12 protein-coding genes are annotated in these 16,325 nt (G+C 36.9%); 7 read left to right on the forward strand and 5 right to left on the reverse strand.

The window, feature by feature from the left end; all coding sequences use genetic code 11:
• Nucleotides 1-129: 129 nt before the first annotated feature.
• From dnaJ to ACFINI_RS00800, 3 genes are all read left to right on the forward strand, one after another.
• On the forward strand, nt 130-1,272 hold the full coding sequence (dnaJ, locus tag ACFINI_RS00790) for a molecular chaperone DnaJ (RefSeq protein WP_375645452.1): 1,143 nt from the start codon (nt 130-132) through the stop codon (nt 1,270-1,272).
• A gap of 1,720 nt (nt 1,273-2,992) precedes the next feature.
• On the forward strand, nt 2,993-3,898 hold the full coding sequence (gene argB, locus ACFINI_RS00795) for an acetylglutamate kinase (RefSeq protein ID WP_375611391.1): 906 nt from the start codon (nt 2,993-2,995) through the stop codon (nt 3,896-3,898).
• A 32-nt stretch (nt 3,899-3,930) separates the two neighbouring features.
• Entirely contained in the window at nt 3,931-4,845 is a 915-nt protein-coding gene (locus tag ACFINI_RS00800) for a DMT family transporter (protein WP_375611392.1), read from the forward strand.
• Between the two features lie 280 nt (nt 4,846-5,125).
• On the opposite strand, the gene ACFINI_RS00805 is transcribed toward ACFINI_RS00800, so the two are convergent.
• Nucleotides 5,126-5,281 carry a hypothetical protein gene (locus ACFINI_RS00805; RefSeq protein WP_375638156.1) on the reverse strand — a complete coding sequence of 52 codons (156 nt, stop codon included), beginning with the start codon at nt 5,279-5,281 and terminating at the stop codon, nt 5,126-5,128.
• Between the two features lie 1,036 nt (nt 5,282-6,317).
• Between ACFINI_RS00805 and lepA the strand changes: the two genes are divergently transcribed.
• On the forward strand, nt 6,318-8,123 hold the full coding sequence (lepA, locus tag ACFINI_RS00810; protein ID WP_375611467.1) for a translation elongation factor 4: 1,806 nt from the start codon (nt 6,318-6,320) through the stop codon (nt 8,121-8,123).
• 574 nt (nt 8,124-8,697) lie between these two features.
• Here lepA and dapD read toward each other — a convergent pair.
• Nucleotides 8,698-9,546, reverse strand: coding sequence for a 2,3,4,5-tetrahydropyridine-2,6-dicarboxylate N-succinyltransferase (gene dapD / locus ACFINI_RS00815; RefSeq protein WP_375611393.1), 849 nt, complete (start codon nt 9,544-9,546; stop codon nt 8,698-8,700).
• Nucleotides 9,547-9,652: 106 nt separating this feature from the next.
• Between dapD and ACFINI_RS00820 the strand changes: the two genes are divergently transcribed.
• Nucleotides 9,653-10,516, forward strand: coding sequence for an LOG family protein (locus ACFINI_RS00820; protein WP_375611394.1), 864 nt, complete (start codon nt 9,653-9,655; stop codon nt 10,514-10,516).
• Nucleotides 10,517-10,548: 32 nt separating this feature from the next.
• Here the strand turns inward: ACFINI_RS00820 and truA are convergent, their stop codons facing one another.
• From truA to def, 3 genes are read right to left on the reverse strand one after another with little or no spacing between them, the layout of a single operon-like run.
• Entirely contained in the window at nt 10,549-11,292 is a 744-nt protein-coding gene (gene truA / locus ACFINI_RS00825; RefSeq protein ID WP_375612809.1) for a tRNA pseudouridine(38-40) synthase TruA, read from the reverse strand.
• Nucleotide 11,293: 1 nt separating this feature from the next.
• Nucleotides 11,294-12,223: a methionyl-tRNA formyltransferase gene (gene fmt / locus ACFINI_RS00830; protein WP_375645399.1), complete on the reverse strand. Its 930-nt coding sequence runs from the start codon at nt 12,221-12,223 to the stop codon at nt 11,294-11,296.
• Complete coding sequence (gene def, locus ACFINI_RS00835) at nt 12,223-12,759, reverse strand: peptide deformylase (RefSeq protein ID WP_375620854.1); 537 nt, start codon at nt 12,757-12,759, stop codon at nt 12,223-12,225. The genes fmt and def overlap by 1 nt, the downstream gene beginning before the upstream one ends.
• A gap of 90 nt (nt 12,760-12,849) precedes the next feature.
• Between def and ACFINI_RS00840 the strand changes: the two genes are divergently transcribed.
• Together ACFINI_RS00840 and ACFINI_RS00845 are read left to right on the forward strand one after the other, a co-directional pair.
• Nucleotides 12,850-14,031, forward strand: a complete 1,182-nt coding sequence (locus tag ACFINI_RS00840) for a DNA recombination protein RmuC (protein WP_375645400.1) — start codon at nt 12,850-12,852, stop codon at nt 14,029-14,031.
• Nucleotides 14,032-14,142: 111 nt separating this feature from the next.
• A complete protein-coding gene (locus ACFINI_RS00845) occupies nt 14,143-14,730 on the forward strand; it encodes a hypothetical protein (RefSeq protein ID WP_375611399.1) in 588 nt (195 codons plus the stop codon).
• Nucleotides 14,731-16,325 lie beyond the last annotated feature (1,595 nt).

The raw sequence follows: 16,325 nt of genomic DNA on the forward strand, positions 1-16,325 counted from the left end.
ACCCGGCCTTTGAAATATAAGGCTGGGCTTTATTATTTGAGATAAGTTGCAACTTTGTTGCTAAAAATATAAATTAAAAGCAATATTATCCATAAAGATGGATGACAGAAAAATTATCAGGAATACATGATGAAGGTTGACTATTATGAAATTCTTGGCGTGACTCGCGAATGTGATGATAAAAAGTTGAAATCTGCTTTTCGTAAGTTGGCAATGCAATATCATCCTGATCGCAACGCGGGGGATAAAGAGGCAGAGCGAAAATTCAAAGAAATTGGGGAAGCCTATGAAGTTCTTAAAGATCCCCAGAAGCGTGCTGCTTATGATCGATTTGGCCATGCGGCCTTTGAAAATAGCGGTGGTCAAGGGGGAGCAAATCCCTTTGGTGGTTTTGCTGCTGGTGGTGGATTTGCGGATATTTTCGAAGACTTTTTTGGTGAGATTATGGGAGGGACACACCGTAAGCGTGGTGATAGTCGCGAACGTGGCGCAGATTTGAGTTATAATATGGAAGTGACTTTAGAAGAGGCATTTTCAGGAAAAACTGCAGAAATTAATATTCCCAGTTCCGTTCCGTGTGATGTTTGTGAAGGATCAGGAGCAAGAAAAGGCTCTAAGCCGCAAGTTTGTGGAACATGTCATGGATCTGGTCGTGTGCGTGCTGCACAGGGGTTCTTTTCTATTGAGCGGACATGTCCTACATGTCATGGACGTGGTGAAACTATTACGGATCCATGCCCCAAATGTCAGGGGACACGGCGTATAGAGAAAAAACGTTCATTAAGCGTAAATGTTCCAGCTGGTATTGAAGATGGAACGCGTATTCGCCTTTCTGGTGAGGGTGATGCTGGTATTCGTGGTGGCCCCAATGGTGATCTTTATATTTTCCTTTCCATTAAACCGCATGAGTTTTTTCAGCGAGAAGGAGCAGATCTTCACTGTCGCGTTCCTATTTCAATGGTAACAGCTGCTTTAGGAGGAGAGTTTGAAGTTTCCGACCTTGATGGTGTTAAAGCACGCGTTAAGATTCCAGAAGGGACACAAAATGGACGTCAATTCCGCCTTAGAGGCAAAGGTATGCCCATGTTGCGCCGTCAGCAAGCAAGGGGTGATCTTTACATCCATATCACGATTGAGACACCGCAGAAATTAACGCAGGAACAACGTGAATTGTTGCAAAAATTTGAGAAACTCTCAAATCATGAAAATTCACCGCAATCACATGGTTTTTTTTCACGTATGAAAGAATTTTTTGAAAATATTTCTGGTTAAAATTATGTGAATGTTCTCAGAATAATTAGAGAGAACTGTGGGAAAGTTATTTTCATTAAGCTTTCTATTGTCTCATTATCTTTGAAAAGCATTTTTTCTTGAAAAGAAAAGAGAGAGACAGCTAATTTAGGATAAACTCCTGCTGCTGATAGTTTTTATATTTCATGAGTTTTATGGATAAGTCTTATTTTTGAGTGTCTATGACATTTTAAAAAGGGCTTATCCATATAAGAACGCAATTGAGTGATTGATAATAAATATTGCCAGTGTCATGATAACTGCCTTTATGCATTCAGTATTTTTGGTGTTTATTTTTTCACTCAAAATTTCTTTTTAAAGGCTCTATAATAAAACTATAAAATAGGTAGCGGCTTGCCAAGAAACGCTAAATAAGCTGTTAGGCAATCCATCTTTTTCAAATAAAGTATCAACTTCTTATAACCGATTTTATTTTTGGCATTTTTCATAGTTTTAATCACTGCTTCCTTTAAAATAAGGGTTATTTTGTTCGGAATAGCTTTTACATGCCTCATCTTAGCTTTTAGCAGTAATCATGTCTTTTTAGATGCGGATTTAGTTTTGTATTTCTGATGTCATAAATAGTTTTTCCAGATAATAAAAACGCTATAATCAAGTTTATTTTGTTCCAAAGAAATTGTGGAATGAGATAATGTGTGTTGAATGCTAAAGAAGACATAACAAAACACTTTTCGATATATCTCTCTTGTGGGGAAACAGATTCGATGGAATTCACTTAATTGAATTTATTGGCATAATAAAAAGTTGGTGGGAAGATAGAGGAAGTTACCTTTAAAAAGAAAAAATAAATACAATAAAAAATAGCACAATATGCTTAGAAAACAGCACGATATATTGTTGAAATTGATTGGTGATATGGAAAGAGAAATTTACGAAATGAATCTTTTTTCATAAAATAACATAATTAAAAGAATTAAAAATTCTACAAAACATTGAATAATTCAAGCATGTATCGCTATGCAGAAAGAAAAACTTAATGACCGATCATGAAAAACGAGAAGTTTTATAAAACCTTACGAAGAGAGTAATCTAAACAATTAAATGCTTTTACGAAGATGCTTCTGAAGAGTTATCGAAATAAAGTCACAATATATGATAATTTTGCAAAGCCTTTTTTCGATTTTACGATATAAAAAGATAAATTATGATTATAAATCAACTTATTATGATTCTCCATGAGGAGCGTTCAATTGACATTTCCTCATGTTTAATGATTGAGAAAAAGTCAAATTTTTAAAACCAAAGTTATAGTTTATTGGGATAAGCTATAAAGCAGTTGAGTGATTTCTTATCTTGGGAATATGTTAATTTTATTATTATAAGAAACTTTATTTTTATCTTACAAAATCAATGGTTGTATATATTCCTATTCATTGTTAAGTATCCATAGGGATAAACTAATGAGTTGAATGTACGGCTTAGCTTCAAAATTTTGCTTTTCAATTTTATATATAAGATCATAAAATAATGACATTTTTTTACGTCTATTTTGTTTAATTTTTCGCTGTCAATTTTTAAAGGAAGTTTTTTGTATTTCATTTTGCTATTCCTTTTTCGTAATTTAGAGGAAAATTGACGATTTTCAGGGGAGGGGGTGGATAGAGTAAAGTTTGGTTTTATTGTTTTCACTTTTCCTAAATTTCATTAAGAGATGGTAAAAAGTGATGAGGAGGCTCTATTGATGGATGATGCTAAAAACGGTGATGTAGATGTTTTGGAAAAACAAGCAGCATTTTTATCGTCTGCTTTACCTTATATGCAAAAATATGAAAATGAAACGGTCGTGGTAAAATATGGCGGCCATGCTATGGGTGATCCTGCTTTGGGGCGAGCATTTGCGCGTGATATTGCTCTATTAAAGCAATCGGGGATCAATCCTGTTGTTGTTCATGGTGGTGGGCCTCAAATTGCTGAAATTTTAATGAAAATGGGGATTGAATCACGATTTGAAAACGGACTACGGGTAACCGATGAGCGGATCGTTGAAGTGGTTGAAATGGTTTTAGCGGGTTCCATAAATAAAGAAATTGTTGCTCTCATCAATGCTGAGGGTGAATGGGCAATAGGATTATGCGGCAAGGATGGCAATATGGTTTTTGCCGAAAAGGCTTATAAAACTGTCATTGATCCTGATTCGCATATTGAACGTGTTTTAGATTTGGGGTTTGTTGGTGAGCCTGTTGAAGTTGACCGCACATTGCTAGATCTTTTAGCATCTTCTGAAATGATACCAGTTCTTGCTCCTGTAGCTCCAGGACGCGATGGTAAAACTTATAATATCAATGCTGATATTTTTGCTGGAGCTATTGCTGGTGCATTAGAGGCTAAACGCCTTTTATTTCTCACTGATGTTCCTGGTGTTTTGGATAAACAAGGTAAACTTTTAAAAGAATTGACAGTTTCTGAAGCTGAGAAATTTATTAAAAATGGGACAATTTCAGGAGGCATGATTCCAAAAGTAGAGACTTGCATAAAAGCCCTTCAAAATGGTGTGGAAGGTGTTGTCATTTTAAATGGTAAAACTCCTCATTCTGTTTTACTAGAGCTGTTTACCGAACAGGGAGTTGGAACGCTTATTGTTTCATAAATTGTGGGGAAAATTGGAAGAGAAAGTTTTTCATGGTGAATCTAAAACAGTTTAAATATCCTTTATTAAGTAAGCCAGAATTGGCAATATTTACTGCGACAATATTGTGGGGCATTACATTTTTAGTCATTCACATTGCGGTACGCTATAGTGGTCCTCTGTTTTTTGTTGGATTTCGTTTTATTGTTGCATCTCTTATATGTGGGGTAATTTTTTGGCGCTCTATAAAAGGTATAACTGTTTATGAAGTTTTCGCTGGGATGGCAATAGGTTTAGCCATGTTTTTTGGTTATGCTTTTCAAGCAGCTGGACTTCAAACAATTATTAGTAGTCAGTCAGCTTTTATCACAGCGCTTTATGTACCGATGGTTCCAATCTTGCAATGGATTGTTTTTAAAAAACCTCCCCGTTTAGCTTGTTGGATTGGCATTATTTTCGCTTTTATTGGGCTTGTATTTATTTCAGGACAAAAGCCGGGAAATTTTGATTTTTCAAAAGGCGAAATTTTAACTTTGTTAGGCGCTTTAGCGATTGCTGGAGAAGTCATACTCATCGGAATTTTTGCGAACAAGGTTGATAGTCGGCGTGTAACCATTATTCAGTTATTTTTTAGTGGTTTTTTTTCATTTGCTTGTATGCCTTTGATGGGAGAAAGCATTCCTGAATTTTCGTGGGTTTGGTTTAATATTGGTATAGGATTGGCATTAATGAGTGCCATCATTCAATTAGCTATGAATTGGGCACAAAAGTCTATTTCCCCTACGCGTGCGACACTCATTTACGCAGGTGAACCGGTATGGGCTGGTATTGTTGGGCGTTTGGCTGGAGAACATTTATCTCCCTTAGCTTTATTGGGCGGTTTGCTTATTCTGATTGGGATCATTGTGGCTGAATTACAACCTTCACAATGGCGTAAAAAAAATAAAGCAATTAAAAAAATTGATTAGCTATACATTTTTTTATTATGATTTTATTGCATGAGATTTTTGCTTGTAGAGTTTTCCTTTTTGGAGCTTTTTTAATATTAAGATGATTAAGAAGTTCTATAAATTATTCCAGTTTTTGCATACCAAATTGGAGAAATAGTATACTTCTATCTGTTTGTCTAATTTCTAAACTGGGCAGACAATCTTCATTGAGCCAAAACATGAGGTGATATAAAGTTAAAAATTAACGCTCATCTTTACGATCATTTTTAAATTCGGCTTTAACAACTTTCAAAAACATCTACGGTAGTGTTTTTGAATAATGAAAATTACGCACTGTCGCACGTTGTTTCTTTTGTCCTTTAATAGAGTTACGCTTCTCACGCAAAATAGAACGCCCACAGTACCGCCCATAACGTTGTACATTAAAGCGTTTTTTTAAAGATAGTTTTCTCAATATACATCATATTCATTGACGGTCTGCATGAAGTATAGAAAAACCACAGAACATCATCATTTTACTTAAAATAAAAGGCACTAGCATTTTCTTTATCTGTTCTCAATATTACGATAGCCTTTGTCATTTGAAAGAGAGAGGCATTTTGACTCATTTCTTAAACGTTTTTATCCATACACTAGCTCTGTTTTATAATGGGGAAGCAAAAAATTTATTGATTCATTATGAGAAGATTTAATGAGAAGATTTAAAATGAGAGAGGCTCGCGATATTCAGAGTTTTCATTTAAATTGCAAAACAATAAACGATCATTATAAATCAATGCGTTATCCAATGAATCGAAGAGGATTGGTGTGTTTTATCTTTAATAGAAGAAGGAAGGAGTTGTATAAAAAGTATATAAAACATCACTCAATAGAGCACATTTCTAAAGTTTTAAAAATTGAGAAGAAACACCCTCGATATTCATATTATTGTATATAAGACTGCTAAAAAAGCAGATTATTGCGTACAAATAAAAAAGCATTTCTTGCGAATTTTATTGCAAGCCTAAGTGATATACACGCCCATCATATAAATATGATAATACATTGATTTATAATTATAATACAGCATTACTCACATTCAATTATGACCCTGAATACCGTAAAATTTTTTCACGTCAAATCATTTTCATGTTAAATCAATCCAAATCACTTTCTTACACGTCACAAGTGAGTGGGTGGGGACATGTGGGTAAAAACTGTAAAAGAAAAGCATATCTCTTATAAAATTTTTCAAATGTAAAGGATCGTCGCAATATTGAAGATTGGCAAAGTGTGTGATGGTGCCAGCTTACTACAGCATATGAGTTATCAAATAAGATGCGAAAAGATCATTTTAGCAGCCTTGGATTTAATTTAGCAAATAAAAGCCTCATTTTTTAGGCTATAAAAAGTTGTGTTTTGAGAGGCTTTTTAGGTTTATATTCTTTTGTAAGGAGCTGGAGCATAATTGGTCTTTGCGTTTTGTATTATTCTTTGCTAAATCGCCTTATATGACAATAGATCGTAATTATATTCGTAATTTTTCCATAGTGGCGCATATTGATCACGGCAAATCCACTTTAGCTGATCGTTTGATTCAAATAACAGGTGGGCTTGATACACGTGAGATGAAAGAACAAGTACTCGATTCCATGGATATTGAGCGTGAACGTGGAATTACTATTAAAGCACAGACGGTACGTTTACACTATAAGGCAAAGAATGGTGAAACCTATATTTTAAATCTTATGGATACACCAGGTCATGTGGATTTTGCTTATGAGGTTTCGCGTTCACTGGCAGCTTGTGAAGGTTCTCTGTTGGTGGTGGATGCAAGCCAAGGCGTAGAGGCGCAGACGTTAGCAAATGTTTATCAAGCCATTGATAATTCCCATGAGTTGGTTGTTGTTCTCAATAAAGTTGATCTTCCAGCAGCAGAACCTGAGCGTGTTAAAGAACAAATTGAAGATGTTATAGGCATTGATACATCTCAAGCAGTAGAAATATCAGCAAAAACAGGTTTGGGTGTTCCTGATGTTCTGGAGGCAATTGTTGCACAATTACCACCTCCACATACAGGCGATGTTGCAAATCCCTTGAAAGCAATGTTGGTTGATAGCTGGTATGACGCATATCTTGGTGTTATTGTTTTGGTACGGGTGATAGATGGTATTTTAAAAAAAGGCCAAACCATTCGTATGATGGGTACAGGTGCAAAATATCCAGTTGAGCGCGTTGGGGTTTTTACACCTAAAATGGTACAGGTTGATGAGTTAGGACCAGGCGAGATTGGTTTTATCACTGCTTCTATCAAAGAGGTAGCAGATACACGGGTTGGGGATACGATTACTGAAGAGCGCCGTCCTTGTGAAAATGCTTTACCTGGTTTTAAGCCTGCGCAACCGGTTGTTTTTTGTGGGCTTTTTCCAATTGATGCTGCTGATTTTGATGATTTGCGTGCAGCCATGGGCAAATTACGCTTAAATGATGCGAGTTTTTCTTTTGAAATGGAAACATCTGCGGCTTTGGGGTTTGGTTTTCGCTGTGGCTTTTTAGGACTTCTGCATCTTGAAATTATTCAAGAGCGATTAGAGCGTGAGTTTAATTTGGATTTAATTGCGACAGCACCTTCAGTTGTTTATCGCATGAATATGAATGATGGTTCTGTTAAAGAGTTACATAATCCAGCGGATATGCCTGATGTGGTTAAAATTTCTTCCATAGAAGAACCATGGATTCGAGCGACAATCATGACTCCTGATAATTATCTTGGGTCAATTTTAGAGCTATGCCAAGAGCGGCGCGGGGTACAGGTTGGGTTATCCTATGTTGGAACCCGTGCTATGGTAACGTATGATTTACCACTGAATGAAGTTGTTTTTGATTTTTATGATCGGCTAAAATCGATTTCAAAGGGTTATGCTTCTTTTGATTATCAAATGACAGATTATGCAGAAGGTGATTTAGTTAAAATGTCTATTTTGGTGAATGGAGAGCCTATTGATGCATTATCGATGCTTGTTCACCGCACGATTGCAGAAAAGCGCGGGCGTTCAATGTGCGAAAAACTGAAAGATCTTATTCCTCAGCATATGTTTCAGATTCCAGTTCAAGCGGCTATTGGTGGTAAAGTTATAGCGCGCGAAACGATTCGTGCTTTGCGTAAAGATGTAACAGCGAAATGTTACGGGGGTGATGTTACGCGTAAGCGCAAACTTTTGGAAAAGCAAAAAGAAGGCAAAAAGCGGATGCGCCAATTTGGAAAAGTAGAAATTCCACAATCGGCATTTATTCAAGCGCTCAAAATGAACAAATAATGAAAAAAGGGGTATTTTCTCTCATTGATTGCGCTTTTGCTTTTGTCGATTGGTTCAGGTGTTTAAAGAACACTTTTAAATAGAATTGCGTCGTGCTTCATGTTCTTGTGTATTGCATAATGGTATCACTTTCTCACGTAAAACAGAATGCTTTAAACAAAATACATTTATGTTGCATATTGGCGTGCTCGTTTTCGTAAATCATCACTCAATACATCAAACTCCATTTCACAACGGGGGCTATGAAAAATATAACGTAAAATACACTGTGAATGATATAAAATCCATTTGGCATTACCGCTTTTACGCGTCAGAAAGGTGCAAAGCGCACCTATCATACTCTTTTTCAGCTCAAAATATTATGACAGTCCTTATCACTTGAGAGAATTCATTAAAGGTATTTCACTCTTTTCTTGAAGTGTTTCTTACCCACATACCAACTGTGTTTGTAACGAGCAAGGAAATGATAGTGATTGATTCACTATGAAAGGATTTGAAATGAGAGAATCCTTGTATTCGAGGTTATTATTCAAGTTAAAAAACGATGAAATATTATTATGAATTAATCTTGTGTCTAAGAACGTAAAAGATCATTAATAGATGTTTTTTCTCGTGTTTTTTGATCAACGCGTTTTACAATAACAGCACAATAAAGGTTTGGGCCTGCTTCACCATTTGGTAAAGGTTTTCCGGGGAGAGAACCTGGTACAACCACTGAATAGGCTGGTACTTCACCAATAAAAATTTCACCTGTTGTACGGTCAATAATCTTTGTTGATTTTCCAATAAAGACTCCCATTCCCAAAACAGCACCTTCACGGATAATACAGCCTTCAACAATTTCAGAGCGAGCACCGATAAAGCAATGATCTTCAATGATTGTTGGATTTGCTTGCAGTGGTTCTAAAACACCTCCAATACCAACACCGCCAGAAAGATGGACATGTTTACCAATTTGTGCACAAGAACCAACGGTGGTCCATGTATCAACCATTGTGCCCTCATCGATAAAAGCACCAAGATTGACAAAGGATGGCATCAATATAACATTGGGTGCAATGTAAGCAGAATGACGTACAATGGCTCCAGGAACGGAACGGAAATCAGCACTTTTAAAATCTGCCTCTTGCCAACCAGAGAATTTTGAAGGAACTTTATCCCACCAATGTGTCCCATTGATTCCACCAGTAATAATTTGCATAGGATTAAGCCGAAAAGAGAGTAAAACCGCTTTTTTCAACCATTGATGAACATGCCATTGTCCATTTTTTTGTCGTTCTGCAACACGGATTTCACCTTTATCAAGAAGGTTCAATGCATGTTCAACACTCTCACGTATTTCGCCTTTTGTGGTAGTATCGATAGAATCGCGATCGTCAAAAGCTTGTTCGATAATAATTTCAAGTTGTGTGATATGGGTCATGACGAGAGTTCCGTTAAACAAGTTGAAAGCTTCAAGATTTATTCTCTATGAACTACGCGAAGAAATGTGTTCAGTCAATAAAACGATGAGGAAGTAGGACAGGTGCATGAAAAAAAGCTGTAAAGAAAAAAGAAAAAGGGAGCAAGAAAACTGGACGCCACTTCTCCATACGAAGGATGCTCTACAACAGATCCATAAAGTCTCTAATTCAGCACAGGTGCGTTCGTCTACTTATCGTTTAGCCTATATCGATCAAGATTTTATGATGCGTCCAGAGCTGCGTTCACAACGTATTAGTCTTGAATTTTTAAAGCCGGAAATAACCCTTAAAGAATATGATATTCAATCAACAGTTGTTTTGTTTGGTGGTGCGCGTATTCCTGAACCTGGGCAAGCAGCGTGGGCTGCAAAAAATGAAATACAAAAGAAAAATTTGCATGCTATGTCACATTATTACGATGAAGCAAGAGAGTTTGCGCGTTTGTGCTCACTCTATTCTGCTACGACACAATATCGTGAATTTGTGGTTGTTACGGGGGGCGGACCAGGAATCATGGAGGCGGGAAATCGTGGTGCTTGTGATGTTGGTGCCCCAACGATTGGCTTGAATATTATTTTACCACATGAGCAAGAGCCTAATTCGTATGTGTCGCCGCATTTATGTTTCAATTTTCATTATTTGGGGATGCGCAAAATGCATTTTTTAGTACGAGCGAAAGCCCTAGCCATTTTTCCAGGAGGATTTGGGACTCTGGATGAACTGTTTGAGACATTAACTTTAGTACAGACGGGGCGTATGAAACAGGTACCGATTTTATTGTTTGGCAAAGAATTTTGGAGCAATACTGTCAATTTTGAGTATCTGTCTGCACAAGGCACAATTTCTCCTACTGATATTAATTTTGTGAAATTTGTTAATACAGCAGCAGAAGCTTTTGAAGAAATTCGTTCTTTTTATAAATTGCCTTAACGACTTTTCAGATGCTCACTCTTGAAGGATCATTAATACTCTACTTTGGTTAAATAAAGTCCTGAGGGGGGGGCAACAACACCACAACGTTTACGATCTTTAGCATGAAGAGCTGTTTCGAGATCTTGAGCTGTCCAACGTCCAATACCCACTTCCATGAGGCTTCCTGCGAATGAACGGATTTGATGATGAAGAAAAGAACGAGCTTGTGCATAAAGGAAAATTTCTTCACCTTCTCTTTGAATATCGAGACGTTCAAGGGTGCGAATAGGGCTTTTGGCTTGGCAATGTGCTGAACGGAAAGTTGTAAAATCATGTTGTCCTACAAGCTTTTGCGCAGCTTCATGCATGGCTTCAGCATGAAGAGGTTTTGGTATCCACCACACGCGTTTGGCATTTAAAGCTGGTGGAGAGCGACGATTAAGTATTTTAAAAAGATAATGGCGTTTTACAGCGGAAAATCGTGCATCAAAGTCATCAGGGACATTTTCTACATTTAAGATTGAAATCGCCTCTCCCTGTTTACGTAAAAGAGCATTGAGCGCGTCACGCACAGTATGGGAGAGCCAGTTTTTTTCAAAATCAACATGCGCAACTTGTCCCGTAGCATGTACGCCCGCATCGGTTCTTCCTGCTGTTGTTATGGTCAATTGTTGTCCACTAAAGCAAAAAATTGCTTGTTCAAGAGCTCCTTGTATCGTGTGAAGTTTTGCTTGACGCTGCCAACCAGCATAATTTGAACCATCATATTCAAGAGTGAGTTTAAAACGTGGCATCTTAAAAAACAGCAGAAATATGAGCACCTCGCAAAAAGGTTGCGCACTCAAGAATTTTACCGCCAGATCTTTGGAGAGAGGTTATTTCTATCCGTCCTTGCCCACAATGGATAATCAAAGAATCTGGTTCTATCCGTCCAATTTCAAGAGAAGGACCTGTTGTTAAACGACTATCAAGAATTTTTACACGTTCTTCTCGTCCACCGATATTCATATTGCACCAGCAACTAGGAGAGGGAGAGAGCGCGCGAATATGCCTATGAATAAACTCTGCAGGTTTTGTCCAATCAATGCGGGTCTCTTCTTTTCTAATTTTGGCGGCATAGGTGATGCCTTCTTCTGATTGTGGGGTCAGTTTAAGTTGTCCTTTTTCAAGAGTGGATAAAGTCTCTACCATAAGTTCTGCGCCAATATGTGAAAGTCTGTTTGAAAGCTCAGCAGTGGTGGTGTTATCAGTAATGGGGATGGAGCGAGAAAGAGCGATAGGCCCCGTATCAAGTCCTTCATCCATTTTCATGATCATGATACCTGTTTCTTTATCACCAGCCATAATTGCTCGTTGAATAGGCGCAGCACCACGCCAACGTGGTAAGAGTGAAGCGTGGGCATTAAAACAACCAAAACGTGGCGTTTCGAGAATAGCTTTGGGTAAAAGGAGTCCATAAGCCACCACAATAGCAGCATCAACAGAAAGTGCTGCAAATTGCTCCTGTTGTTCGATTGTTTTGAGTGTTTGAGGCGTGAAGACAGGAATGGATTTTTCTTTTGCTACGGTGTGAACAGCGGAGGGGATTAATTTCAGCCCTCGACGTCCTGCTGGACGAGGGGGTTGACTATAAACAGCAACAACATCATGACCTGCATCCAATAAAGCATGTAAAATAGGAACAGCAAAATCTGGTGTTCCCATAAAACTTAATCGTAAAGCCATTACAAAACTGCTTCCTGCATGTTTTTTTCTTTTGCACGTTTTTTAAATTTTCGTATCACCATATCGCGTTTGATCTTTGAAATGTAATCAATAAAAAGGCGCCCATCTAAATGATCAATTTCATGCTGTAAGCAAGTTGCTAAGAGATCGTCTGCTTCAATTTCTGTTTGTTTTCCTTCACGGTTCTGATAGCGAACACGAAGGCGTTTAGGACGTTCAACCTCTGCAAAATAATCAGGAATAGAAAGACAGCCTTCTTTGTAAATATTACGCTCATCTGAAAGCCATAAAATTTCAGGGTTGATAATAACAAGTGGTTTTTTCTGCTCATCTTCAGAATTTCCAGAGACATCTATAACCAACATACGTAGCGGTATACCAATTTGAATAGCAGCAAGACCAACGCCTTTAGCATTATACATGGTTTCCAACATGTCATCCGCAAGTTTTTGGAGAGCTGAATCGACCTGCTCAACAGGTTTGGACACTTCCCGTAAAATCGGATCAGGTAAAGTAACTAAAGATCTCATTGGCATAAGTAGAGATTAATCAATGGTTTGTTATTGGTCAATATTGAATAACGGATTCTTGCGTTTTTTTACAATAAGAGCGTTATATTACAATTTATGTTTGATTCGTTTTTTTCCATACTTGTTGGTGATTTTTTTTCTAAACTAATGCTTTTGCTTTTATTTATACTTGTCTGTTTGGCATTTTTTATGTTGATACATTCTTATCGAAAAAAAGCATTTTTGGAAAATGAAATTGCTGAACGCGCACGTGAGGCACAAATGCAGATGGCTACCTTGCTGAAAACACAAGCTGAAATGCAAGGACGAATGCAAACGATGGCGGAAATTTTTGGTCAACGGCAGGCTGAATTGAATAAATCACTCAGTGAGCAACTCAATGGGATGACAACAAGCTTAGGCCAAACACTTCAGGTACAAACCAAATCCACTTATGAAAATTTGAATCGTTTGCAAGAGCGTTTAGCAGTGATTGATGCAGCACAAAATAATATTCAATCGCTTACGGGACAAGTTGTTCAGTTGCAGTCCATTTTAAGTAATAAGCAGACGCGTGGTACTTTCGGTCAAGGGCGGATGGAAGCAATTATTGCCGATGCCTTACCAACAAACGCTTATGCTTTTCAGGCTGTTCTTTCCAATGGAAAGCGCCCAGATTGTCTCATTCATATGCCCAATAAAGCTCCTTCTCTTGTTGTTGATGCTAAATTTCCTCTGGAAGCTTGGAATGCTATGCGTAAGGCAGAATCAGCGCAAGAGCGTCAAGAGGCAGAACGCCAATTTCGTACCGATATGGAAGTTCATATTCGTGATATTGCACAAAAATATTTGATTCCTGGAGAAACCCATGACACTGCTTTCCTTTTTGTGCCATCTGAATCGATTTTCGCAACAATTTATGAGGATTTTGAGGCATTGGTACAAAAATCCAATAGAGCCCATGTGATTATTGTTTCACCATCTTTGTTGATGCTCTCTGTCCAAGTGGTACAAACCATTATGAAAGATGCGCGGATGCGTGAACAAGCGCATTTAATTCAATCAGAAGTAGCAAAATTGATGGAAGATTTTGGACGAATGGATACGCGTGTTCGCGCACTACAGAAGCACTTTCATAAAGCAAGTGAAGATATAGAGGGAATTTTGATATCGTCTTCCAAAATCATGAAACGGGCAAATCGCATTGAAACTGTCGAATTAAAAGAAAATTACTCTGAACCAACAAAAATGACAACATTGGCTCAGTCGCAAACATTGCGTTTTGCTGATGAGGAATAAAGCAAAGCAAGCTTCTTAAATATTACAAGTTAGATCATGTTCTTTATTGATTGGTAATCATTTTTTAGTATCTCTATCTTGTTTTATTTCTTAAACGAGAGGAATAGGAATATGCGACACCTTTTGTTTTTAGGGGCACTGGTGTTTTTGCTAGAGGGATGCGCAACAACCACTCCCATCCACACAAATAATGCTTGTGCTATTTTAGCACAAAAAAATGGTTTTTTTGACAATTGGGGTAAGGTGTCTCAAAGAGCGGAAATGCGCTATGGAATTCCTATGCCTATTATTCTTGCAACCATTAAGATGGAATCGAGCTTTCGTCACAATGCACGTCCTCCACGCAAAAAACTACTTGGTTTTATTCCATGGAAGCGTCGGTCGACAGCTTATGGTTATGCTCAAGCGCTTGATAGTACATGGGCAATGTATCTTCGCTCTACAGGAAAGTCTTTTGCATGGCGTACGAATTTCGCAGATGCTGCTGATTTTGTTGCTTGGTATCATCGCCAAAGTGTTCAACGCAATGGGGTGAGGTTTGATGATGCATATAGCCTTTATTTAAATTATCATATGGGGCATGGTGCTTATGCACGTAGTGGTGGGCATGTCAGTGCTGCGCTTTCACAGACAGCACAGCGCATGGCAAGGATATCGAGGCTCTATGAACAGCAATTAAAAAGATGTGGATGGCATTAGGGAAGATTTTTGAAAATCTTAATCAGGGAATTGATGGGATAGAATTATTCGAAAGCAAAATTCCGCATGATATGATAAAATAGTGCCGTTTTTCCGATCGTTCAATGAAATAAATTGTTATTTTTTAGAATAAACTCAAGCAACAGAAAGTTTTTGCAATACACAATATATTTGAAGATACTCTCGACATTTTTACCTCCTTTGTTAAAAAAATTTATAATAGAAACTATCTTCTATTTAGCGCTGGCATTTCGCATTAGGCTAAGTGCCAGCGCTTATTGAAGAAAAATTTTAAAATATAATATCATTTTTTATTTTCATTATGCGTATTACTGGCTGATTATTATATGAATATTTTCTTTGTTAAGCGTATAAAATAGCAATTAAAACAAATGCAATTCGGGCATCATAAAAAGGGTAAAATATTCAATATAAAAAAACGAGAAATGCATTAAACGAAAAAACGTTATTTTGTATAAAGAGGGCGCTACAGTCTTCAAAAGAACTAGGTGTATTTAGTATTGTATGAAATAAAACATATTCGTCCATCCAGTCCATCTTAATTGAAAAAAGTTATCTTATTGTATTGTAAAAACACTCCCGTTTATAGGATGATAAGGTATATGCAACTTTACACACAATGAATATTCAGGGTAGGGAATATTCAGAGAAAGATTTGTAACGCCTATGAAGTAACAAGTCAGTCTCCAATGTTGTGATAGCTTTTGCATTTGAGAATATTTATGAGAAGCATTTTTATTCTTTTTCTTAAATGGTTTAAGCATATTGATTTATAAAGATAATATATCGTTATTCATATTAAAGTAAGAATCTCGAATGGCGTAGGGTTTTATCGTTTCAGATCTCTTGAGGTTGAATCAATAAAACCATTGGCTTGCAGATAATAAGCACAATGGGTATGTGGATAAAAACTGTGAAAGAAAAGACTAAAAATATTTTTTTATGAACATACATTTTCAAATGTAAGAATTATCGGTAACATTGGGAATTAGCACATATAATGATGGCACCACTTTGCTCTCACACCTCGACCTTGTTTGTGACGTGCAAGGAAAAAAAATAATTGATTCAATATATTATTTAAGCGTTAATATACCTTAGTATTGAGCAGGTATACGCTACTCAAGGTGGGTATTTTTTAATTGGCAGAACATCTGATCAGGCTAAAAATACTCGAAAAAAGTTCTGATTCGCAATAATTGAGAAGTATATTTTAATATTTTATTCTCTAATCTTTGTTTAAGTACTTCATATCTTTTAAAAAGATACCAGTAACCAACATATTATGATATTTGTGGAAATATTGTGGTAAAGGAAATTCAGATTTTGTCCTTTAAGACAAGGCGCAGGTTAAACAGATCATTTTCTATTTCTGTGCAAAGCATAAAAAAATTATCTACTTTCATGGTTGCGACAGTAAATTTTATAATCCAACAAATGATTAAAAATGTATTATAATATCATTAAAATGCAAGGAACAGGCGCTATTGAAATGATAATTAAATAGCACATAAACCTTTTAAATTGATGCACACATCTTTTATTATGATTGATTCCCTTGATAGAACAGTTGG

The organism is Bartonella sp. AA56HLJMS (assembly GCF_042197145.1).
Classification (GTDB): Bacteria; Pseudomonadota; Alphaproteobacteria; order Rhizobiales; family Rhizobiaceae; genus Bartonella.